General features: G+C 73.5%; 20 protein-coding genes and 1 tRNA gene. 9 read left to right on the forward strand and 12 right to left on the reverse strand.

The features are described from left to right. The first annotated feature begins 63 nt into the window (after positions 1 to 63). Entirely contained in the window at positions 64 to 720 is a 657-nt protein-coding gene (locus AC1DXT_RS04850; protein ID WP_477060218.1) for a hypothetical protein, read from the forward strand. Here AC1DXT_RS04850 and AC1DXT_RS04855 read toward each other — a convergent pair. From AC1DXT_RS04855 to AC1DXT_RS04865, 3 genes are all read right to left on the reverse strand, one after another. Then, positions 695 to 1,984 carry a GTPase gene (locus AC1DXT_RS04855; RefSeq protein ID WP_477060219.1) on the reverse strand — a complete coding sequence of 430 codons (1,290 nt, stop codon included), beginning with the start codon at positions 1,982 to 1,984 and terminating at the stop codon, positions 695 to 697. The two genes, AC1DXT_RS04850 and AC1DXT_RS04855, sit on opposite strands and share 26 nt — an antisense overlap. Then, positions 1,981 to 3,816 (reverse strand): dynamin family protein, encoded by a 1,836-nt coding sequence (locus AC1DXT_RS04860; protein ID WP_477060220.1) that lies wholly within the window; start codon positions 3,814 to 3,816, stop codon positions 1,981 to 1,983. The genes AC1DXT_RS04855 and AC1DXT_RS04860 overlap by 4 nt, the downstream gene beginning before the upstream one ends. A gap of 99 nt (positions 3,817 to 3,915) precedes the next feature. Then, a complete protein-coding gene (locus AC1DXT_RS04865) occupies positions 3,916 to 5,073 on the reverse strand; it encodes an IniB N-terminal domain-containing protein (protein ID WP_477060221.1) in 1,158 nt (385 codons plus the stop codon). Between the two features lie 423 nt (positions 5,074 to 5,496). On the opposite strand from AC1DXT_RS04865, the gene AC1DXT_RS04870 reads away from it, so the two are divergent. Both AC1DXT_RS04870 and AC1DXT_RS04875 read left to right on the forward strand, forming a co-directional pair. Beyond that, a complete protein-coding gene (locus tag AC1DXT_RS04870; RefSeq protein WP_477060222.1) occupies positions 5,497 to 8,010 on the forward strand; it encodes a helix-turn-helix transcriptional regulator in 2,514 nt (837 codons plus the stop codon). A 75-nt stretch (positions 8,011 to 8,085) separates the two neighbouring features. Further along, a tRNA-Leu gene (locus tag AC1DXT_RS04875) sits at positions 8,086 to 8,159 on the forward strand. A 25-nt stretch (positions 8,160 to 8,184) separates the two neighbouring features. On the opposite strand, the gene AC1DXT_RS04880 is transcribed toward AC1DXT_RS04875, so the two are convergent. From AC1DXT_RS04880 to AC1DXT_RS04895, 4 genes are all read right to left on the reverse strand, one after another. Continuing rightward, positions 8,185 to 8,385, reverse strand: a complete 201-nt coding sequence (locus AC1DXT_RS04880) for a hypothetical protein (RefSeq protein ID WP_477060223.1) — start codon at positions 8,383 to 8,385, stop codon at positions 8,185 to 8,187. A gap of 60 nt (positions 8,386 to 8,445) precedes the next feature. Then, positions 8,446 to 9,306 carry a siderophore-interacting protein gene (locus AC1DXT_RS04885; protein ID WP_477060224.1) on the reverse strand — a complete coding sequence of 287 codons (861 nt, stop codon included), beginning with the start codon at positions 9,304 to 9,306 and terminating at the stop codon, positions 8,446 to 8,448. 127 nt (positions 9,307 to 9,433) lie between these two features. Then, a complete protein-coding gene (locus tag AC1DXT_RS04890; RefSeq protein WP_477060225.1) occupies positions 9,434 to 10,303 on the reverse strand; it encodes an ABC transporter permease subunit in 870 nt (289 codons plus the stop codon). Then, positions 10,300 to 11,307: an ABC transporter ATP-binding protein gene (locus AC1DXT_RS04895; protein WP_477060226.1), complete on the reverse strand. Its 1,008-nt coding sequence runs from the start codon at positions 11,305 to 11,307 to the stop codon at positions 10,300 to 10,302. The genes AC1DXT_RS04890 and AC1DXT_RS04895 overlap by 4 nt, the downstream gene beginning before the upstream one ends. 196 nt (positions 11,308 to 11,503) lie before the next feature. Here AC1DXT_RS04895 and AC1DXT_RS04900 point away from each other — a divergent pair, with 196 nt between their 5' ends. The 3 genes from AC1DXT_RS04900 to AC1DXT_RS04910 are packed head-to-tail and all read left to right on the forward strand — an operon-like array spanning position 11,504 to position 14,843. Further along, positions 11,504 to 12,328: a Bax inhibitor-1/YccA family protein gene (locus AC1DXT_RS04900; protein WP_477060227.1), complete on the forward strand. Its 825-nt coding sequence runs from the start codon at positions 11,504 to 11,506 to the stop codon at positions 12,326 to 12,328. Positions 12,329 to 12,386: 58 nt separating this feature from the next. Further along, the gene (locus tag AC1DXT_RS04905; RefSeq protein WP_477060228.1) at positions 12,387 to 13,772 is read left to right on the forward strand and encodes a cystathionine beta-synthase; all 1,386 of its coding nucleotides are present in this window, start codon (positions 12,387 to 12,389) and stop codon (positions 13,770 to 13,772) included. 48 nt (positions 13,773 to 13,820) lie between these two features. Continuing rightward, entirely contained in the window at positions 13,821 to 14,843 is a 1,023-nt protein-coding gene (locus AC1DXT_RS04910) for an acetylxylan esterase (RefSeq protein WP_477060229.1), read from the forward strand. A 6-nt stretch (positions 14,844 to 14,849) separates the two neighbouring features. Here AC1DXT_RS04910 and AC1DXT_RS04915 read toward each other — a convergent pair whose 3' ends face one another. From AC1DXT_RS04915 to AC1DXT_RS04925, 3 genes are read right to left on the reverse strand one after another with little or no spacing between them, the layout of a single operon-like run. Further along, complete coding sequence (locus AC1DXT_RS04915) at positions 14,850 to 15,455, reverse strand: class I SAM-dependent methyltransferase (RefSeq protein WP_477060230.1); 606 nt, start codon at positions 15,453 to 15,455, stop codon at positions 14,850 to 14,852. A 33-nt stretch (positions 15,456 to 15,488) separates the two neighbouring features. After that, positions 15,489 to 16,076, reverse strand: coding sequence for a TetR-like C-terminal domain-containing protein (locus tag AC1DXT_RS04920; protein ID WP_477060231.1), 588 nt, complete (start codon positions 16,074 to 16,076; stop codon positions 15,489 to 15,491). After that, positions 16,069 to 16,938, reverse strand: a complete 870-nt coding sequence (locus tag AC1DXT_RS04925) for an alpha/beta fold hydrolase (RefSeq protein WP_477060232.1) — start codon at positions 16,936 to 16,938, stop codon at positions 16,069 to 16,071. The genes AC1DXT_RS04920 and AC1DXT_RS04925 overlap by 8 nt, the downstream gene beginning before the upstream one ends. Before the next feature lie 109 nt (positions 16,939 to 17,047). On the opposite strand from AC1DXT_RS04925, the gene AC1DXT_RS04930 reads away from it, so the two are divergent. The 3 genes from AC1DXT_RS04930 to AC1DXT_RS04940 all read left to right on the forward strand — a co-directional run bounded on the left by AC1DXT_RS04930 (position 17,048) and on the right by AC1DXT_RS04940 (position 19,297). Next, positions 17,048 to 17,455 carry an FKBP-type peptidyl-prolyl cis-trans isomerase gene (locus AC1DXT_RS04930; protein WP_082574249.1) on the forward strand — a complete coding sequence of 136 codons (408 nt, stop codon included), beginning with the start codon at positions 17,048 to 17,050 and terminating at the stop codon, positions 17,453 to 17,455. A 69-nt stretch (positions 17,456 to 17,524) separates the two neighbouring features. Beyond that, positions 17,525 to 18,349, forward strand: a complete 825-nt coding sequence (locus tag AC1DXT_RS04935; RefSeq protein WP_477060233.1) for a MerR family transcriptional regulator — start codon at positions 17,525 to 17,527, stop codon at positions 18,347 to 18,349. Positions 18,350 to 18,382: 33 nt separating this feature from the next. After that, a complete protein-coding gene (locus tag AC1DXT_RS04940) occupies positions 18,383 to 19,297 on the forward strand; it encodes a transglutaminase-like domain-containing protein (RefSeq protein ID WP_477060234.1) in 915 nt (304 codons plus the stop codon). A gap of 53 nt (positions 19,298 to 19,350) precedes the next feature. Here the strand turns inward: AC1DXT_RS04940 and AC1DXT_RS04945 are convergent, their stop codons facing one another. Further along, entirely contained in the window at positions 19,351 to 20,595 is a 1,245-nt protein-coding gene (locus tag AC1DXT_RS04945; RefSeq protein WP_477060235.1) for a D-arabinono-1,4-lactone oxidase, read from the reverse strand. Between the two features lie 9 nt (positions 20,596 to 20,604). After that, the gene (locus tag AC1DXT_RS04950) at positions 20,605 to 21,450 is read right to left on the reverse strand and encodes a CPBP family glutamic-type intramembrane protease (protein WP_477060812.1); all 846 of its coding nucleotides are present in this window, start codon (positions 21,448 to 21,450) and stop codon (positions 20,605 to 20,607) included. Between the last annotated feature and the right edge of the window lie 43 nt (positions 21,451 to 21,493).

Below are 21,493 nucleotides of genomic sequence, written 5' to 3' on the forward strand. Positions count from 1 at the left end.
GGGCGGCACCCCTCCCGTCCGAACCCCGGCGGTGCCACCGGGGTCGCGACTAGCGTGGGGAGCATGTCACCGCCGGCAGCGCGCGAGCCCGAGGGCCAGGCGACCCCGCCGGCGCACGAGGACGCCGCCGTCGACGAGTCCACCACGACCGACGAGGAGCCGCAGCGCCCGCCCGTGGGCGCCGAGCCGCCCCCTCGTCCCGAGGTCGGCGGGGTGGGCTTCGTCGCGACGAGCGCGCCGCCGCCGATGCCGGGGGCGGTCTCGACCGGGATCAGCTTCTGGGTCGGCAGCCTCGCGGCGGGGCTGCTCGCGGCCGGGTCGATCGTGCGCTCGCAGCCGCAGCTGCGCGACCGCTTCGCCGCCGAGGTGGTCGAGCGGGACCCGACGACCACGCTCGCCACCGCGCAGGACGCCGCCAGCGTGCTCGTCTGGATCATGGTCGGTGGTCTCGTCCTGGTGTGGCTGGTGCACCTGGTGCTGGTGCTCCGCACGGCCGGTGGGCACGGGGGAGCCCGCTGGGGCCTGGTCCTGCTCGGGCTGCTCGGCGCGGCGATCGTCCTGCTCGTGCAGGACGTCCTGGCCGACTCCGACGTCTATCTGATCCGCGACCTCAACCGGGTGGCGCTGCTCGCGCAGGCGGGGCTCGCCCTGATCGGCTCGGTCATCCTGGCCTCCCGACCCTCGGGCCGATGGTTCAGGGAGCTGCGGCGCCGGCGCTGACCGTGGGGCTGTCGGAGTGCAGCGGACGCGTCGCGGAGAGCAGCCGGCGTGCCGCGCGAGCCACCTCGGGCACCCGGTCGTCGCCCACGAGGTCGAGCATCCGGGCGAGCGCGTCCTGCGCGAGCCGCCGGTCGCGGCCCTCGACGGCGACGTCGAGCGACCTGCGGAGCTCCTCCACGCCGCTGCGCCGGGACAGCTCGGTGGTCAGCTCGGCCGTGTCGAGCTGGTTGCCGCGCAGCAGGGCCAGGCAGGTGCGGACACCGAACATGCCGAGGCGGTCCAGCAGCTCGGCGCGCGCGTGCGCGGACACCGGTACGGACAGGGACGGGCGCCGGAAGCGGTCCACGGACAGCAGCAGCTCCTCGACGACCGTGCGGTCCAGCGCGGCGAGCGCGCGCAGGTCGGCCGCCTCGTCCGGCTGCAGGGTCTGCGCGGTCTCGGCGAGCAGGCCGGCCACGGGCAGCGCGACCCCGCACAGCCGGGTCACGTCCGGGTTCTCCCGGTGGCGCCGGGCGAGGCGCTCCGCGGACACCAGGGCGTCGATCCGTCCGGCGCCGACCTCGTCCGCGCGGGCCACCACGGCGATCGTGCTGGCGACGGAACCCTCGCCGCGCAGCCGCGCCAGGTCCTCGAGGTAGCGCACGTCCGCGCGCCGCACCTGGCGCACCAGGTAGACGACCACGTCGACGGCCGACGTGACCGCGTCCGTGGCGAGGAACTCGTGCGACCGGCGCGACGCCACCCCGGAGAGGGCGTCGAGCCCCGGGGTGTCGATGAGCGTGCGCTCGCGCAGCACCGGCGCGGGCCACCACACGTCGACGTGGTCGATCTCGTCCACGGGCACTCCGCGCAGGTCGAGCTGGAGCCCGGTCCGACCCGCCATCGCGGGGCTCTCCCACGAGCGGCCCGACCGGGGGTGCACGGCGACGCGCGGCGTCTCCCCGTACCGGTACCAGGTGACGGTCTGCGTGCACTCCGACAGGTCCGACGCCGCCACCCGCGCACCCACGAGCGCGTTGAGCAGCGTCGACTTGCCCGACTTGATGAGTCCCGCGAACCCGACGGTCAGCGGTCGCTCGAAGCGCTCCACCAGCCCGCGCAGCTCCGTGGCGACCAGCGGGTCGCCGGCGCAGGCGTCCGCGGCGGCCTGCAGCAGCTCGCGTGTGCGGCGAGCCGTCGGGCGCAGCGGCCCGTCGAGGTCCCCGGGGTCCCCCTGCCGGCGACGGCGGCCCGTGGTCCGCACCCGGAGGTCTTCGTCGGTCATGCCGGCACCGCCTCGAGCGCGGGCAGCGCGTACCGCTCGGCGTCGGCGCGCAGCTGCTCGAGGTCGGCGACGCGGGCGCGCAGCTCGCCCAGGGTCCCGGCACGTTCACCGGGGCCGGTCCGGGTGGCCTCGCGCGCGGAACGGATCGACTCGTCCAGGGACCGCACGAGCTCGTCGGCACGGGTGGTGAAGTGGTCGCGCAGCACCCGCTGCAGCCGCCGCAGCCGGTCCTTGGAGTCCTTGCTGACCTGGAAGACGACCTCGTCGAGGTGCCGCTTCACCGCGACCTTGGCCTCGGCCTGGCGTTTGCGTACGCGGTTGGCCTTGTCCTCGCGGTACGCCCGACCCCCCAGGATGACGCCGACGCCGACCGAGATCGGGTTGATCAGCGACATGCCGAGGGCGATCGCGGTGACCATGCCGAACATCAGCACGCCGCCGTAGGAGCCACGCAGCGCCACGATGATCTTCTGGGTGCGGGACACCCGGTCCACCTCGACGCGCTCGAGCCGCGCGACCAGCTCCAGCGCCTCGTCGTCGTCGCCCGCCACGAGCTCCGGCAGGGCGACGTCGGTCGCGTCGAACTGGGCCGCGACCTGCGCGGCGAGCCACTGCGCGCGCTCGTGAGCCCAGACGAAGTTCGCCGCGACCGTGGCCCGCACCCGCTGGCCGAGCCAGTCGTCGAACTCGTCCCACACCGGTCCGGGGTCGGTCTCGTCGATCGCCTCCTCGGCCTCGCGCCCGATCCGCCGCAACCGGTCGCGCAGGTCGTACTCGATGTCCGCCGTCAGGTCCGTCACGCCGTCCTGGAGCACCTGCTGCCAGCGGGCGCTGCGCCGGCGCAGCTCACCCGCGTTCTGCCGCCCGGTCTGCAGGCCGGCGATGAGCGTCTCGCCGCCGGCCGGGTCCTCCAGCGCGGAGAGCTGCGCGCGGCCGGCCATGAGGAGGTGGTCGGTGACCGTCAGCACGTCGTGGGCGACCGAGCGCCGGGCGAGCACGCCCGCGTTGTCGACGACCTCGTCGCGCAGGTAGCGGACCAGCTCGGGGAAGCCGGACTCGTCGTGCAGGTCGCGGTCCTGGCGTCGCGCGGCGAGCAGCCGGAGGTTCGAGGACACGGGGATGAGCGGCGCGCGCACGCCGGCCCGCTGCAGGTGGCGACGGTCGAGGTCCGCCACGGCCCGCCAGTGCGGGTACAGGTCGGTCTTGGTGAGCACGCACGCGACGTTCGGGCACACCGCGAGCGCCTGCTGGAGGAACTCGATCTCGGGTGCGGAGTACTCCTGCCCGGCGTCGGAGACGAGGAGGACGGCGTCCGCCGACGGCAGCGCGGCCATCGTCGCCGCGCCCTCGGCCGAGCCGATCCCGCCCACGCCCGGCGTGTCCACGAGGACGAGGCCTCCGGCGAGGACGTGCCGGGGCAGGCCCACCTCCGAGCAGTCGACGGGCGAGCCGTCCGGGGCCCGGCGCTCCGCGACGCACCGCGCGTGCGCGTCGATGGGGATCGTCGTCCTGCGCAGGCGCGCCGGATCCACGTCCCGCGTGCCGTCCGCGGACGGGGGCAGACCGATGAGCACCGCGGTCGGTGCCGCCGACCAGCCGACGACCGTGGTCACGGACGTCGCGACGTCGTCGTCCACGGGGCACACCGGGGCGTTGACCAGCGCGTTGACTAGCTGGCTCTTGCCCTGCTTGAGCTCCCCGACCACCAGCACGCGGACGTGCGGGTCGTGCAGCCGCCGGCGGGCGTGGCGCAGGCGCTCCAGCAGGTCGGCGCGGTCGGCGTCGCCGGACAGCGCCTCGGCGCGGTCCAGCAGATCCATCAGCGGCAGCACGGCAGCTCCTCCAGGTCGCCGCGCGCACGGGCGGGTGCACAGCGCGCGGCCGACCGGCCCGGGGCCTGGCGCCCCGGGACCGGTCGGTGGTGCGTCGGGTCAGACGTCGACATCGACGAAGTCGTCGTCGGACTGGTCCGTGTACGAGCTGTCGTCGTCGATGAAGTCGTCGTCCGAGTTGTCGGTCGAGCTGTCGTTGCCCGAGTTGTCGACGTCGATGCCGTCGTCGTCGGAGTTGTCGGTGTGGTCGTCGATCGAGTTGTCGCTGTGGTCGTCCACCTCGCTGTGGTCGTCGACCGAGTTGTCGGTCTCGGAGTGGTCGTCCGTCGAGCTGTCGTTGCCCGAGTTGTCGACGTCGATGCCGTCGTCGTCGGAGTTGTCCGTCTCGGAGTGGTCGTCCATCGAGTTGTCGGTCTCGGAGTGGTCGTCGACGGAGTTGTCGGTCTCGGAGTGGTCGTCCGTCGAGCTGTCGTTGTGCGAGTTGTCGACGTCGATGCCGTCGTCGTCCGAGTTGTCGCTGTGGTCGTCGACGGAGTTGTCGGTGTGGTCGTCCGTCGAGTTGTCGTTGTGCGAGTTGTCGTTGTCGACCCCGTCGTCGTCGGAGTTGTCGGAGTTGTCGTTGTACGAGTCGCTCGGGTTGTACGAGTCGGTGGTGTTGCCCTGGTTCGAGTTGTCGGTGTTGCCGACGGAGTTCCCCTCGCCGACCACGTTCTCGTCGCCGACGACGACCGTGCCGGAGATGTCCCGCCCTGCCGCCACCCCGCCGCCGGACGCGACCACCGTGTCGAGGTCGAACATCTGGTGCACGTCGCCGTCCGCCCAGATGTTCTGGTTGACCGACGAGTCGACGATCGTGTCCCGGTCGTCGATCGAGGTGGTGTTGTACGTGTACGTCTGGAACACCTGCTGGAGCGCGGGGATCGCGGCGCTCACCCCGACGCTCCCGCCTCCGGCCAGCGCCGCCGACGACCCTCCGTCGCTCGCGCCGCCACCGCCACCGCCGGCCGATCCGCCGCCGCCCGTGGACGACTGCGTGGCGCCGAGCGTGTTGCCGCCCGTGGTGTAGTCGCGGTCGAAGCTGGACGGCGACGCGTCCATCAGCACCGGCATGATGTCCTCGATGTCGACGGACGTGATGTCGCCGAGGCCGTGGTCCTCGAGCGTGCCCTGCGGGTCTCTGGCGAAGGCCGCGGCGGTCTCCGGGTCGCGCAGGAGGTTGAGGATGAAGTCGAGCAGGGTGCTCGCGACGCTGGACATGGTGTTCCTCTCGGTCGGAGTGCCGATCCCGGTCGGCTCACGTCGACGCTAGGGAGGCCGTGGCGGGCGTCCATCGGGGGCCTCCCCCCTCGCGCGACCGGTGCATTGGGGGCTCCGGACGCCTGGTGGCCGGACGACGGGGGGTTCCGGGCCCGTGCCGGCAGGGGTGAAATCGTCCGGTCCGCACTCGAGGCCGACCCGGCACCGGGGGTTCACGGGAGAGGTCTGACCAGCGGCTACGCCCGCCCCCCGCGGAGAGCGCAGGACCCCGGGCATTAGGGGCAATCGGGACGGAAGGTGCTTTTCGCCCGGCCGGAGAGCATCATGCGAGGGGGAGGGGGCCCGGCGACGTGGCCAGGCCCGCACCGAACGTACCGACGAGCCGTGCAGTAGCGCGCGGTCGGCGCAGTGGGGGACGACGGCATGCACTCCGACGATGTGGGCGCCACCGGCGTGGTTCAGGTGGAACGGTTGCTCCGGACTATCGAGGAGGACCCGCGGGCGCCCCGCCTCGTCGCGGTCACCGGTCCGGGGGGCAGCGGCAAGACCCTCGCGCTCCGGTCGCTGCAGACGCTCTACGCGCGCGACGGGAACGGTCGGGGCCGTCCGCGCGACGACCTCGACGAGGGTCCGCTGATCGTCGACGACGTGCACGAGCTCGGTGACGACGCGGTGCGGCGCATCGTCGCCGCGGCGCACCGCCCCGGGGCGCAGGTGACCGTGGCGTTCCGTCCGTGGCCCGTCGAGCGCGGTCTGGGGGAGCTGCGCGACCTCATCGGAGAGCGCGGGACGACGGTCAGCCTCGACTCGCTGGACCGTGGCCAGGTCGAGGCCCGCGCGCGCCACCGCCTCGGCCACCACCTGGACGGTGCGGCCGTCGACGCGCTCACGGCGTTCACCGGTGGCGTCCTGTGCCTCGTGGACGCGGTGCTCGACGGGGCCGACGGAGTGGGGCCGCAGCCGTGGGACCGTCCTGGCGTGCTCGCCGCCTGGGACCCGGTCAGGCGGCTCGCGGGAGTCGGGGACGCCGACCTCCCGCTCATGCGGGACGTGGTGCTGGCGATGTGCCTCGGCGCTCCGTCCGATCCCGGCACGCTGACCACGGTGCTCGGGTGCGGGCCGACCGAGGTGGCCGAGGCGCTCCAGCACGTCCGGGTCAGCGGACTGCTGTGCCCCGACGGCTCCGTGGTCCCCGCCGTGCGCGACGCCGCGCTGGCCACCACCTCGCCGGAGCGCAGCGACTCGGTCCTGGCGAGCGTGCTCACCACGCTCGAGGACCACGGCACCCCGGTGCTCGAGATCGTCGGCCGGACCGCGGGCGTCACCGTCCACCACGCCCGGCTGGCCGCGTTGCGCACGCGCGCCGCGCACGAGCAGGTCGACCAGGACCCGGCGCGCGCAGCAGGCCTGTTCGCCGACGCCGTCGCCGCCGGTGCGGACGGCGAGGCCCTCGCCGTCGACCGTGCGCGCAGCGCCGCGCTGGCCGGGGACGTGCAGACCGCGACGAGGCTGGCCGACGAGGCTCTCGCGCACGCCACGGGCGCCCGGGCCGCCGACGCGGCCCGCGTGCTCGGTGCGGCGCTCGCGTTCGAGGGGCTGGAGAGCCACGCCGCCGCGGTGTACCGGCCGCTCGCGGACGCCGGCGACGTCGCCGCGGCACAGCTGTGGTCGTTGGCCGCGCTCGCCACCGGGCGTGCCGCCGGGCAGCGCCCCGACTGGCCCGCGGACGGGCACCCGCCGAGCCTCGAGGACGGGTCGCGCGAAGCCATGGTGCGCGGCGTGCAGCAGTCGCTCGAGGGCGACGGGATGGTCGCGCTCCCGACCCTGCTCGAGTCCGCGGCGATGCTGCGCCCGCGCGGACGCGGGGCGTTGCTCCCCGACACACCGGCGGCGCTCGCGGCGCTCGTGGCCCTGCACTGCGGCGCGAGCGTGCACGCGGTGACGACGTTGCGGGAGGCGATCGCCGCGGGGCTCGGTGGCCCGGTGGCGCAGCCGCGCCACCACCTGCTGCTCGCGTGGTCCTCGATGCTGGACGGGCGCCTGGACGAGGCGGCGGAGGCGGCGTCCCTCGCCGAGCGTGCGGCCGGCGGTCGGTTCGGCACGCGCGACGAGCTGTTCGCCCGCGCGATCGACGTGGGGCTCGCTCGCCGGTCCAACGACCTGGCTGCCCTGGTGCAGGTGTGGCCGACCGCGCTCGACGCGCTGGTGCGGCGGCCGCCGGACCTGTTCGGGCTCCTGCCGCTCGGCGAGATCGCCGTGGCCGCCGCCCGGCTGAGCGAGGCCGACCGGGTGGCATCACACCTCGAGCAGGCCGCCGTGCTGCTCGGGGGGCTGGGCCACCCGGTGCTCTGGTCGGTCCCGCACCACTGGTACGGGATCCAGGTCGCGGTCGTGGCGGAGCGGCCCGACTGGCTCGAGCGCCACACCAGGCCCCTCGCCGCCGCCGCCCGGGAGAGCCACTACGCCGAGGTCCTGTCGGATGCCGCCCGGATCTGGCTCCAGGTCCTGGGCGCACGGGTGGACCCGCCCGCCGTCGAACGGGCCGCCCGGAGGCTCGTCGCCGTCGGCATGGCCTGGGACGGGGCCCGGCTCGTCGGGCACGCGGCTGCGCGCACGCCCGACCGCGCGTCGATGGTCGGCCTGCTGCAGACCGCCCGGTCGATGCGGCCCGCTCGCGAGGAACCGCCGGCCCCGGCACGGCGTCGCGCCCGGGTGTCGACCCCCGCGGCGAAGCCGCTGCTGAGCGGTCGCGAGCTGGAGGTCGCGCGTCTGGTGGTGGACGGCCAGACGTACCGGCAGATCGCCGAGCGGCTGTACATCTCCCCGAAGACCGTCGAGCACCACGTCGCGCGCATGCGTCAGCGGCTGGACCTGCACTCCCGCGGCGAGCTGCTGGCCCACCTGCGTGGCCTGCTCAGCCAGGCGCCGGTCAGCTGACGCCCGGCCCGCCGTGACGCGGTGAGGCGCGCAGGTCGACGGCGCGCCTCGCCGGCCCTGGCAGGATGTGGCGCGGCCCCCGTAGCCCAACTGGCAGAGGCAGCCGGCTTAAACCCGGCACAGTCCGGGTTCGAACCCCGGCGGGGGCACGATCGCGACGGAGCGGACCGGGCCTCAGTAGCGGGCGGCGCCTCGCTCGTTGTCGAAGATCGAGCGGCAGCCGGGGCACTCGCCACCGTCGGGGCCGTCGTCCTCGGGGAACTTGGTGGTCGGCGTCACGAACACGCCGCAGATGCTCATGCCGTCCCGGAAGAAGTGCTGCTGCTTGTCGTTCTGGGTGAGTCGCAGCCAGCCCTCGGGATACGTCGTCTGCATGGTGTCCATCGTCTCGCCGGGATCGTCGCCCCGAGCATGACGAAAGGCCCGGCTCGTCCGTCAGGCGAGGCCCTCCGCCGCCTCCGCCTGCTCGATCGTCGCCAGCCAGTCCCGCTTGGTCGCGCGCCAGCCCTCGTCGTCGGTGCCGAGGCGCCAGTAGCCCGAGACCGACAGCTGCTCCCGGCCGACCCCGCGGTCGGTGCGCACGTGCCGGCGCAGCTCGCGGACCACCCCGGCCTCGCCGTGCACGAACGCGCTCACCGGCGCGGGGAGCTCCGGGAGGGCGACGACGGTGTCGACGAGGGCCAGGCCGGCCACCGCGACACCCTGGTGCACCCAGAGGACCTGGACACCCGCGGGTCGGGCCAGCGGGATCTCGTCCTCGGGACCGTGCACCTCGATCACGGCGTGCCCGACGGCGTCGGCGGGGAGCCGCTCGAGCGCGACGGCGATGGCCGGCAGGGCGCTCGCGTCGCCGGCGAACAGGTACGACGCCGCGGTCGGGTCCGGCGACCACGCGCCTCCGGGGCCGCTGAGCAGGACCTCGTCACCGGGCGCGGCGCTCGCCGACCACGGCCCGGCGATCCCCTCGTCGCCGTGGACGACGAAGTCGAGCGTGAGCTCACCGGCCACCGGGTCGAAGTCGCGGACCGTGTAGGAGCGCTGGCGGGGCTGGTCCTCGGGCGGGAGGCTCGCGCGCACGGCGTCCAGGTCGAGGCGGCCGTCCTGGCGGAGCGGACGGGGCGTGCCGTCGGGGAGGAAGAGCACCTTGACGTAGGAGTCGGCGTGCGGCGACGGCGTGAAGGTGGCCAGACCGGGGCCGCCGACGACCACGCGCACCATCGTCGCGGCGATGTGCTCGGTCCGGACCACGTGCGCCACGAGCGGGGCGGGGCGAGGGCGGGCCGGTGCGTCGGTCATCGAGGTCCTTCGTCCGGGGGCGGGTGTGCGGCCGCCCACGCTAGCCGAGCCCGCTGTCAGGCGCGTCCCCCCGGGCACGACGACGGGGACGGCCCCCTCCGGACCGTCCCCGTCGGTGTGCCTGGGGTCAGGCGTCGCGCCGCTTCAGCAGCACCGCGGCCACCCCGAGCACGAGCACGATCCACAGGACCAGCACCCCGTAGCCCTGCCAGGCGGTCAGGTCCACACCGACGTCGCTGAACGAGGCCGCGGCCTCGAGCTGCTCGGTCGTCTGCGTGAACTGCTGACCTGCCACTCCCGGCAGGAAGGGGTTGGCGTACTGCAACGGCTTCCACGGGATCGCGCTGAACAGGATCGGCGCCACGAGCAGGAGCCCGAGGACGGTCGCCAGGGCGGCCGCCGAGTGACGCAGGAGCGCGCCGAGGGCGTACGAGAACAGCGCGATCGTCGCCAGGTACACCGCGGTCCCGACCAGCGGCCGGATCATCTCCGGGTCGGTCACGTCGATCGAGAAGTCCTGGCTGTCGAAGAACAGCCACTGGAGCGCCACGGACAGCGCGACAGCGACCAGCGCGACGACGAACACCGAGACGACGAGCACGATCCCCTTGGACCAGAGCACCGGCAGCCGCTTGGGTGCGGCCGTCAGGCTCGAACGGATCATGCCGGTGCTGTACTCGCTGGTGATGGTGAGCGCACCGAGCACGGCGACGGCCAGCTGGGCGAGCGTCACGGCGATGCTCAGCGGGTCGAGCGGGTTGCCCGCGGTGCCCTCCGGCGGGCCGCCCTCCGCCGGGCTGGGCACGTTCACGAAGGCCAGGCTGATCAGGACGACCAGCCCGACCGTGGCGATCAGGAAGATCGAGAGCGTCCACGTGGTGGAGCGCACGGACCAGAACTTGATCCACTCGCCGCGCAGCAGGTGACCGAAGCTCAGCTTGTAGCTGGTCGGGGCGGTGGCGTGGCGGTGGGGCTCGGTGGCGACGGCGGTGCTCATCGGGCGTCCTCTCCGGTGGTCTCGTCAGGTGCGGCAACGGGTGCCGGGGCGGGCACGGCGGCGTGGGCGCCCGTCGACCGGGACGGCTCGCCGGGCAGGGCGGCCGAGTGGTACTCGACGGACTCGGACGTCAGGGACATGTAGGCGTCCTCGAGGGAGCCGGTGAGCGGGGTCAGCTCGTGCAGGACGATGGCCGACCGTGCGGCGATCTCGCCGACCTCGGCGGCGGTCGCTCCGTGCACCTCGAGGAGCCCGTCCTCGCTGGGCGTGACCGTGATCGCCGGGCCTGCCAGGCGCGCCGCAAGGTCGGAGGCCTGCGGCGACCGGACGCGGACGCTGGCCTTGGTGGCCTGCGAGATCACCGTGTCGACGGGGCCGTCGGCGATGATCTTGCCGCGGCCGATGACGATCAGGTGGTCGGCCGTGACGGCCATCTCGCTCATCAGGTGCGACGAGAGGAAGACCGTGCGGCCCTCGGAGGCGGCCAGGTACTTGACCAGGTTGCGCACCCACAGGACGCCCTCGGGGTCGAGCCCGTTGACCGGCTCGTCGAGGATCAGCGTCTGGGGGTCGCCCACCAGGGCGGCCGCGATGCCGAGGCGCTGGCCCATGCCGAGCGAGAACCCGCCGACCCGCCGCTTGGCGACCGTGTCGAGCCCGGTCATCGAGATGACCTCGTTCACGCGCTTGTCGCCGATGCCGTGCGTCGCCGCGATGGCGCGCAGGTGGTTGCGCGCGCTGCGGCCGGTGTGGACGGCCTTGGCCTCGAGGAGCGCTCCCACCTCGGTGAGCGGGGAGCGGTGCTCGGCGTAGGGGCGACCGTTGACGGTCACCGTGCCGCGGGTGGGCCGGTCGAGGCCCATGATCATCCGCATCGTCGTCGACTTCCCGGCGCCGTTGGGGCCCAGGAAGCCGGTGACCCGTCCGGGCTGCACCGTGAACGAGATCCCGTCCACCGCCAGCTTGGTGCCATATCTCTTCGTCAGGTCGTGGGCCTCGATCATCGCTTGTCCTCGTCGTCGGGAGTGGAGCCGAGACGACCCTAGGGGTGCGTCGCAACCTCATACATCGGACCATGGGGGGATCGCGGCCCAGCCGAAAGGCCGAGGGGGAGAAGACCCGGGAACGAACGCGCCCCTGTCCACGTTCGCTACGGTGACAGCCTTGTCTGACAGCGCCCGATCCGTCCAGGAGGACGCCATGGCCAATCCGATCTTCAACAACAGTCCGGTCTTCCAGGACCCCGTCCAGCGCCGGGGCCAGAAGTCGCCCGCGTCGACGGTCTCCTACGGCACCGCCGGAGCCCAGGTGACCGACGCCGCCACGCTCGACCAGATGTACGACGCCCCCGCTGCGACGACGCGCGAGACGGGCCGCCTGACGTACGACGACGTCATCATGAAGACCGCGGGCCTGCTGGCCGTGCTGGTCGTCACCGGTGCAGCCACCTGGGTGCTCGCGCCCGGCCTGTGGGTCCTCGGCGCGATCGTCGGCCTGGTCCTCGGCCTGGTCAACGCGTTCAAGAAGGAGCCGAGCCCGCCGCTCATCGTGCTGTACGCCGCGGCGCAGGGCGTGTTCCTCGGTGGCATCAGCCAGTTCTACGAGTCGTTCTACGACGGCATCGTCGGCCAGGCCGTCCTCGCCACGCTCTCGGTGTTCGCGGTCTCGCTGTTCCTCTTCAAGTCCGGCCGGGTCCGGGTCACGCCGAAGTTCCAGCGCACCCTGCTCATCGCGATGGTCGGCTACCTCGTGTTCTCGCTGATCAACGTCGTGGCCATGCTGTTCGGGGTCGGCGGGGGCGACTACGGCCCGCTGCGGTCCGGGTGGCTCGGCGTCGCCGTCGGCCTCATCGCGGTCGTGCTCGCGGCCGCCATGCTCATCGTCGACTTCGACTCCATCAAGCGTGGCGTGGAGGCCGGCGTGCCGGCGAAGCTCGCGTGGACGGCGGCGTTCGGCCTCGTCGTGACGCTGGTCTGGCTGTACCTGGAGCTGCTGCGGATCTTCGCGATCCTGCGTGGCGACTGACCCCGGCCTGAACTGACTGACGTCGGCCCGACCCCGCCACCCATGGGAGCGCAGGACAGTGAAGTACGCGAAGCACATCTCGGAGCTCGTCGGCGGCACCCCGCTCGTCCAGCTCACGTCCGTGACGGCAGGCCTGACGGCGACGATCCTCGCCAAGGTCGAGTACATGAACCCCGGCGGCTCGGTGAAGGACCGCATCGCCCTGAAGATGATCGAGGCCGCGGAGGCGAGCGGAGAGCTCAGGCCCGGCGGCACGATCGTCGAGCCGACCAGCGGCAACACGGGCGTCGGCCTGGCCCTCGTCGCCCAGCGCAAGGGCTACCGCTGCGTGTTCGTCTGCCCCGACAAGGTCAGCCAGGACAAGCGCGACGTGCTGCGGGCCTATGGCGCGGAGGTCATCGTGACCCCGACCGCCGTGGCCCCCGACCACCCGAACTCCTACTACTCGGTGTCGGACCGCCTGGCGAAGGAGATCCCGGGCGGCTGGAAGCCGAACCAGTACGCCAACCCGAACGGCCCTGCCAGCCACTACGAGTCGACCGGCCCGGAGATCTGGGCGGACACCGACGGGCGCGTGACGCACCTGGTCGCGGGCGTCGGCACCGGCGGCACCATCACGGGTACCGGCCGCTACCTGCACGACGTCTCCGAGGGCCGCGTCTGGGTCATCGGCGCCGACCCCGCCGGCTCGGTGTACTCCGGCGGCGACGGGCGGCMGTACCTGGTCGAGGGCGTCGGCGAGGACTTCTGGCCGGCCGCCTACGACCCGACGGTCCCCGACGAGATCATCGCGGTCTCCGACGCCGACTCCTTCGCGATGACGCGACGGCTGGCGCGCGAGGAGGGGCTGCTGGTCGGCGGCTCGTGCGGCATGGCCGTCGAGGCGACCCTGCGGTATGCGCGTCGGCTGCAGGAGGAGGATCCGGAGGCGGCGGCCGCAGCGGTGATCGTCGTGCTCCTGCCCGACAGCGGGCGCGGCTACCTGTCGAAGATCTTCAACGACTCCTGGATGCGGTCGTACGGGTTCCTGGCCGCCGACGAGGGCGCCACCGTGGCCGACGTGCTGCGCACCAAGACCGGCGAGCTGCCCGACCTGGTGCACACCCACCCGAACGAGACGGTGCGCGACGCCATCGAGATCCTGCACGAGTACGGCGTCTCGCAGATGCCCGTGGTCGGTGCCGAGCCGCCGGTGAAGATCGGCGAGGTGGCCGGCGCGGTGAGCGAGCGCGAGCTCCTGGACGCCGTGTTCTCGGGTGAGGCCGAGCTGTCCGACCGGGTGGACCGGCACATGTCCGCGGCGCTGCCGCTGATCGGGTCCGGGGAGTCGGTGGAGTCGGCGCGATCGGCGCTGCAGAAGGCGGACGCGCTCATGGTGGTCGACGACGGGTCGCCGGTCGGCGTGCTCACGCGACACGACCTGCTGGGGTTCCTCGCGCGGTAGGTTGCTGCCCGGCAAACGCTGTCCCACCGGTCGCTGCGAAGGAGCACGATGGCCCTGTTCGACCTGCCCCTGCCCGAGCTCGAGCGTTACCTGCCCGAGCTGGACGAGCCGGAGGACTTCGACTCGTTCTGGGCCCGCACCCTCGCCGAGGCGCGGACGTTCGACCTCGGGCTGACCGTGGTGCCGGTGGACACCGGGCTGACCGTCATCGACGCGTTCGACGTCACGTTCTCCGGGTTCGGCGGGCACCCGATCAAGGCGTGGGTGACCCGGCCGGCCAGCACGTCCGGTGATCTGCCGGCCGTGGTCGAGCTCGTCGGGTACGGCGGCGGTCGGGGGTTCGCGCACGAGCGGCTCGCGTGGGCGGCCGCGGGGTACGTGCACCTGGTGATGGACACGCGCGGGCAGGGGTCGGTCTGGGGCGGCGGAGGTCACACCCCCGACCCGGCGGGCTCAGGGCCGGCGTCGCCGGGCGTGATGACGCGCGGGGTCCTCGACCCGCACGAGCACTACTACCGGCGGCTCATCACGGACGCCGTGCGGGCCGTCGACGCGGTGCGCGCGCTGCCGGGCGTCGACGCGTCCCGGGTGGCGGTCGCGGGGGGCAGCCAGGGCGGCGGGCTGGCGCTCGCGGTGGGCGGGCTGGCCGACGGACTCGTGGCCGTCATGCCCGACGTGCCGTTCCTGTGCCACTACCCGCGGGCGCTGGCGATCACGGACGCCTTCCCGTACGGCGAGCTCGTGCAGTACCTCGCGGTGCACCGTGACCAGGAGGCCACCGTGCTGCGGACCATGTCGTACCTGGACGGGGTGCACTTCGCCCGGCGCGCGTCGGCACCGGCGCTGTTCTCCGTGGCCCTGCGGGACCAGACCTGCCCGCCGTCGACGGTGTTCGCGGCGTACAACCACTACGCGGGCCTGGCGGCTGCCCGGCCGCAGACCGAGATCGAGGTCTACGCCTACAACCAGCACGAGGGCGGCCAGGCGTTCCAGCTCGACCGCCAGCTGCGCTGGTTGCGCGGGTTCGTCGCGCCGCACGCGGTCCCCGCCGAGGCGGTCTTCGGGGTCTGACCCGGCTCAGCCCCGGCGGAGCCGGTACCACCGTGGAGCGGTCCGGGTGAGCGGCCACCCCAGCCCGGTGGTGTCGGCGGGCTCGACGGCGATCAGCTCCCAGCCTGCGAACGCCGCCTCGATCTCCGCCTGGGAGACGCCTCCGAACAGCGAGCGCAGACGGGTCTCCCCGAACTCGAGCATCAGCACGGTCGCGCGGGGGCGGGCGAGTGCGGTCATGCCCCGCCCGGCGGCCGCCCGCTCGTCGCGGTCCAGGTGCTGGAAGCAGCCGACGTCGAGGAAGAAGTCGAACGTGCCCAGGACGGCGGGCTCCAGGTGCGTCACGTCGCCCACCAGGAAGCTCGCGTCCGACTGGCCGCTCCGGCTGGCCGACTCGATCGCGGGCGCGGCGGTGTCGATGCCGACCACGTCCCACCCGCGGCGGGCGAGCTCGTGCGACTTCTGGCCACGGCCGCAGCCGAGGTCGAGCGCCCTGCCCGGTGGGGTCGGCCGGTCCGCCTCCTCGCGGTCGAGCAGCGCCGAGATCGTGGACTCCGCGACTCGTCCGTAGTGCTCCCACGGCGTGAACCCGACGCGGTACGCGAGCCCGTAGCCGGTGCGGACACCTTTCATGCACCCATCCCAGCACCGGACGTCCGCCCCCGGCTAGGGCACGGTCAGCCGCTCCAGACCGCCGACCAGGCCCGCGACGAGGAAGTCGAAGCTCTCGTCGACGTCGTCGGGCATGCCGAAGCCGCCCTCGAGCTCGAGGACGACGAACCCGTGCACCGCGGCGCGGACCGCGCGGACGGCGTCGATGCGTCGCTCGTCGGGCACCCCGAGGGCGGCCACGGCGGCGGACAGCTCGGCGACCGCCCGGGCGCCCGCCTGCTGGACGGCGCCCGCGTCGGGGTCGCGGACCCACGAGGTGCCCTGGACCGCCTGGTAGCGGCCGGGGGAGCGCCGGGCGAGGTCTCGGGTCGCGTGGGCCATGGCCGGGAGCAGGTCGGCGCCGCCGTGCCGCTCCCGGACCGCCTCGAGGGTGTGCACGAAGTCGACGACGCAGACGAGCGCCACCTCCCGGCGCAGCGCGGGCAGGCCGGCGACGTGCTTGTAGAGGCTCGGCACCGCGACGCCGGCCCGGGCGGCCACGGCCGCGAGCGTCAGGTCGGCGAAGCCGGTGGGTCCGCCGCCGTCGACGACCGCGAGGGCGAGGTCGACGACGACGGCCCGGTCGAGGCCCGCCCTAGGCACGGGCGTCCGCGCGGACCTGGAACCGGCCGGCGGCGTCGCGGGACAGGCCGGCGAGGAACGCGAGCGTGCGCGGGGCGACGACCTCGGGGGCCTGGTTCTGGGGGTAGTGCGCGACGTCCGGGATGACGACGACCTCCCCGTCGAGCACGCTGCGCAGCCACTCGGCCTCCGCCGCGGGGTCCGGGAAGTCGGGGTCGATCGCGCCGACGAACGCGACCGCCGGCGCGACGATCTCCGGCACGCGCGCCTCGACCGGGGCGTGCGTGAGCTGGACGGTGAGGTGCCGGAAGGAGCGCAGGTGGGCGGGGTCCTTCATCGCGGCCCGCAGGTCGGCGACGTGCTCGTCGAGCCACGGTGCCTTGGTGCCGCGGTTGAGGTAGCCGCGGTAGTAGGACGCCCAGACGGACGCACCCCACGGGCGCGAGAAGAGCGCCCGCTCGAGGCCGTGCATGACCGCGACGGCGATCGCCGGCATCGGGCGCTCGCGCAGGAACGGTCCGGTCAGGACGAGGCCGGCCACGAGGTCGGGTCGCTCGGCGGCGGCCCAGCCGGCAGCCCCGGCGCCCATGGAGTTGCCGACGAGGACCGCCGGGCCGCCGAGGTGCTCGACGAGCGCGAGCGCGTCCTGGCCGGTCACGACGTCGCCGTGGGTCGAGAACGTGGTGTCGGAGTCGCCGTGGCCGCGCAGGTCCATCACGGCGACGCGGTGGCCGGTGTCGGCGAGCGGGCCGGTGAGCTCGCGCCAGGTGCTGCGCAGGTCACCCATGCCCGGGATGAGGACGACGAGCGGGCCGTCCGCGGGCCCGTCGACCGTGTAGGCGATCCGCCCCTCGGGGCGCTGCAGGTGCTGGATGGTCGTCATGGACAGAAAGCTAATGCTATTAGCCAACCGCGTCAACCCCTCGGTTCGGCGTCTGTCGGTCGAGGTTGGCAAGATGGGCGCGCACTGTCATCCACTGAAGGAGTACGTCATGTCCGCAGCGCTGCCCGAGGTCTCGGGTTCCTTCGGCCAGAAGCCGACGCTGACCTTCCCGGACGCTCCGGCGTCGGGTGAGCTCGAGGTCCTGGTCCTGTCCCGCGGCGACGGCGCCCTCGTCGAGGCCGGGGACGACCTCGAGGTGCACTACCTCGGCCAGTCCTGGCAGGGCGGGATCTTCGACAACTCGTACGACCGCGGCTCCTCGATCAGCTTCCCGATCGGCGTCGGCGCTGTCATCGCCGGGTGGGACGAGGCGCTCGTCGGCCAGCAGGTCGGGTCGCGCGTGCTCGTCTCGATCCCCTCGCACCTGGGCTACGGCGACCGCGGTGTCCCGCAGGCCGGCATCAAGGGCGGGGACACGCTGGTCTTCGTCGTCGACATCGTCGGCACCAGCAACTAGGTCACAGAGCGACGGCCCCCTCGGCCCCCGACTGAGCCCACACGTGGGGGCCGTCGCTATCCTCGGCCCGTGGCGGACGGTGTGGTGACCATCGGCGAGTTCGCTCGCCGGTCGGGGCTCTCGCTCAAGGCGTTGCGGCTGTACGACGCCCGGGGGCTGCTCGAGCCCGTGCGCGTGGACCCGGACAGCGGGTACCGCTACTACGACCTCGACCAGCTGGGCAGGGCGCACACGATCTCGCTGCTCCGGCGGCTCGAGATGCCCCTCGGGTCGATCGCCGACGTGCTCGCCGCGGAGAACGGGCAGGCGGCCACGATCCGGTCCTGGTGGGACGGGCGCCAGCGGGAGCTCACCGAGCGCGGGCCCGAGCTGGACCTGGTCCTGCACGTCCTCGGCGAGCCGGACGCACCCGCACGGAGGGGCCGGTTCGGGGTCGACGACGTCGTGGTCGAGCAGGTGGGTCCGCGGACGGTGGCGTCGGTCCGGCACCACGTGCTGCAGGAGGACCTGGTCGCGTCGCTGACGTCGGACGTGCTCCAGCTCCGGGCGTTCCTCGACGCGGGCGGCGCCGCGTACGGGCCCGAGTTCTGGGTGCTGTTCCACGGCGCGGTGGGCTTCGACGGCGACGGGCCCATCGAGACGTGCGTGCCGTACGAGGGTGCGATCGCGCCCGCCGGTGCCGTCACGCTGCGCGAGGAGCCCGCGCAGACCCTGGCGTCCGTCCCGGTGACCGCCGCCGACTGCCGGTACCCGGAGATCATCGGCGCGTACGTCGCGCTGGAGACGTGGTTCGTGTCCCGCGGCCACGCGCACGGTGGCCCGGAGCGCGAGATCTACCCCGTGCCGTGGTCCGACGAGGGCGTGGTCGTGCGCGTCGCCCGGCCCGTCCCTTGACCCTGCCCCTGGGGCAGGCTCCAGGCTGGCGGCATGCCTGAGCTCGCCGACTACGCCACCCACAGCCGCTACTCCGACCCCGGCCGGCACGCGCCCCTGCTCGCCGCCGTGGCCACCGACCCGGGGTCGCTGCACGCGGCCGCCTGCTCCGTGGTCATCCACTACCGGGGCGCGGCGGACCAGCTGGTGCCGGGGCAGGACGCGGACATCGACCTCCGGTGGCTCTCCGACCTGCTCGACGAGTCGCAGCGGCGCTCTTCCGGCCCGCTGACCAGCGCCCGGGAGCCCGCCCAGCAGCTCGCCGGGTGCTGCCGCGACCACACGCTGGTCGCCATCGCGGTGCTGCGCGAGCACGGGATCCCCGCGCGCAGCCGCGTCGGGTTCTCCGGCTACTTCCGCCCCGGGTTCCACCACGACCACGTGGTCGGCGAGTACTGGGACGGGTCGCGCTGGGTCCGGTTCGACCCCGAGCTCGACATGGCCGAGAACTGGTTCGGGTTCGACTCGCACGACATGGCGAACGGGATCGGGGCGCCGTTCGAGACCGCGGCGGAGGTCTGGCTGGCGCACCGTCGCGACGGCCTCGACGTGGCGACCTACGGCGTCGACCCCTCGCTGCCGTTCCTGTGCGGGCCGGAGTTCGTGCGGGGGTACGTGGTCACCGAGCTCGCGCACCGCGAGCGCGACGAACTGCTGCTGTGGGACGTGTGGGGGGACACCCTGCCCGAGACGCCTACGCCCGCCGACGAGCTCGACCGGCTCGCCGACGAGGTCGCGGAGCTGCTGGTGGCTGCGGACGCCGGGGACGTCTCCGCGGAGGTGAAGCTGGCGGAGCGGTACGACAGCGATCCCCGGCTGCAGCCGGGCGCCTCCGTCGTCACCCTCTCGCCGACCGGGCGCGTCGGCGACGCGGACCTGAAGGCCAAGGTCAACCGCTGGCGGTCCTGATCCGCCGAGCGTCCGAGGAACCGAGCGCCCCGGCGCGCTCATCCTCGGACGTCCTAGAGCACGTGCCGGTCCAGGAAGTCGTTGCGGAAGACGCCGTCGGGGTCCGTGCGGGCGACGAGTGACCGGAAGTCGTCCCAGCGCGGGTAGAGGCGCGCGAGGTCGCGGCCGTCGTCGGCGAAGAGCTTGCCCCAGTGCGGGCGCGCGTCGAACGGGGCCAGCGCCGCCTCGATCGTCGGCAGGAGCGCCTCGACCTCGGCCTGCCGCGGCTGCCAGGTGAAGTGCAGGCCCACGCGGTCGCCGCCCTCGGCCGTGGACAGCCACAGGTCGTCGCCGGCGATCGTGCGGACCTCCGTGACCTGCAGCAGCGGCGAGATCCGGTCGGCCAGGGCCCGCACCGCCTCCAGCGCCGCGACCGCGTGAGCGCGCGGGACGAGGTACTCCGACTGGAGCTCGTCGCCGTTGCTCGGCGTGAAGTCCATCCGGAAGTGCGGCAGGCGGTCGTGCCACGGGCCGGGCTCGCCCAGCTGCGCGGTGCAGTTCACAGGGTCGATGCCGGGCAGCGGGTGGCGGGGGCCGTCCGCCGGGGTCGCGCCGAACAGCTCGGTGCGCAGCTGGTAGCCGGGCGTGACGCGCGTCTTGCGCCAGACCTGCGCGATCGTGTCGCCGGTCCAGTCGGTGAAGAGGCTCACCGAGTCGGCGCTGCTGGTCACCTCGTCGAGGTGGTCCAGCGCGGCCGCCCACGGCAGGTCGAGATGCACCTCTTGGGCGACGTCGAACGTGGGCTCGATGTCCAGCGTCACGCGCGTGGCCACGCCGAGCGCCCCGAGCGCGACGACGGAACCGGCGAAGTCGCCGTCTCCGCGGCGGACCGTCCGAACCGTGCCGTCGGGTCCGACGAGCTCGAGGGCGGCCACCGCGGCCGCGAGGTTCCGGCTCCGGTCGCCCGAGCCGTGCGTGGCCGTGGCGACCGCGCCGGCGACGGAGATGTGCGGCAGGGACGCGAGGTTGTGCACGGCCCAGCCCGCCGGGTGCAGGTGCTGCGCGAGCGTTCCGTACCGGGTGCCGCCGGTGACCGTCACGGTCCGCGCGTCGGTGTCGATCTCGGGGGCCGACTCCAGGCCGTCCAGGACGACGAGGGCGGCGGGATCGTCGGCCAGGTCGTTGAAGCAGTGCCGGGTGCCCAGGGCGCGGATCCGGGCCGACCCCGCGACCAGCTCCTGCAGCTCCTCGACCGTGCTCGGGTGGTGCACGACCCCCGCGCGGTAGGTGTAGTTGCCGGCCCAGTTGGTCAGTGTCACCGGTCCAACCTACGACCCGCCCGTGACGAAGATGTCGAACAGGCTCGGGTCGTGCGCGTGCACGAGCACCAGGAACACGATGAGGTCGAACAGCAGGTGCACGGCCACCACGTAGCTCAGCGACGCGGTCCGGCGGAAGATCCAGCCCTGGATCAGGGCGAACGGGATGGTCAGCAGCGGACCCCACTCGCGGTAGCCCAGCTCCCACAGGAACGAGACGAACACGGTCGCCTGCAGGACGTTGGCCAGCCAGAACGGGAAGTGCGGCCGAAGCAGCGCCAGCACCACGCAGATGAAGAACAGCTCGTCCCAGATGCCCACCGCGTTGACCCCGACGAACAGCCGCGCGATGTCCCCGGACCCGTCCAGGTCGGGCCAGTTCTGCCACACTCCCGAGCCGAGGAAGTACGCGGGCAGGATCAGGTACGCCGCGATCGCGACCGCCACCAGGTAGAGCGCCTGCCAGCGGTCCCATCGTCGGCCCGTCCGGACGGGGAAGTGGATCTTGTCGTCGTGGAAGGCCCTGCGCGAGAGGAGCGTCGGGACGACCACAGCCAGCCCGAGCGCGACGGTGAACTTGAGCATGCCGACGTTGGACAGGTCCGCCTTCAGCGAGATCGTGCTGATGATCGTCTGGCCGAGGGCGATGAGGGCGAGGTCCTTGCCCAGCCGCCGATCGACGGCGAGCCCGAGCGCGACGCCCAGGACGAGGGGCACATAACCGAGCGGTCGCACGTGGACCGCGAAGAGGAGGACCGCCGCGCCGCACACGAGGACCGCGGCGGCGACGCGTCCAGCGGTGTGGAGGGTCGGCTTCGGGATGTCGACGGCGGGAACTGCGTCGTGCACGGTCAGCCTCCAGAGGGTCGACCTGAAGTCTGTCTGGTCACCCCGCGCT

The organism is Cellulomonas sp. P1_G12_2 (assembly GCF_056405535.1).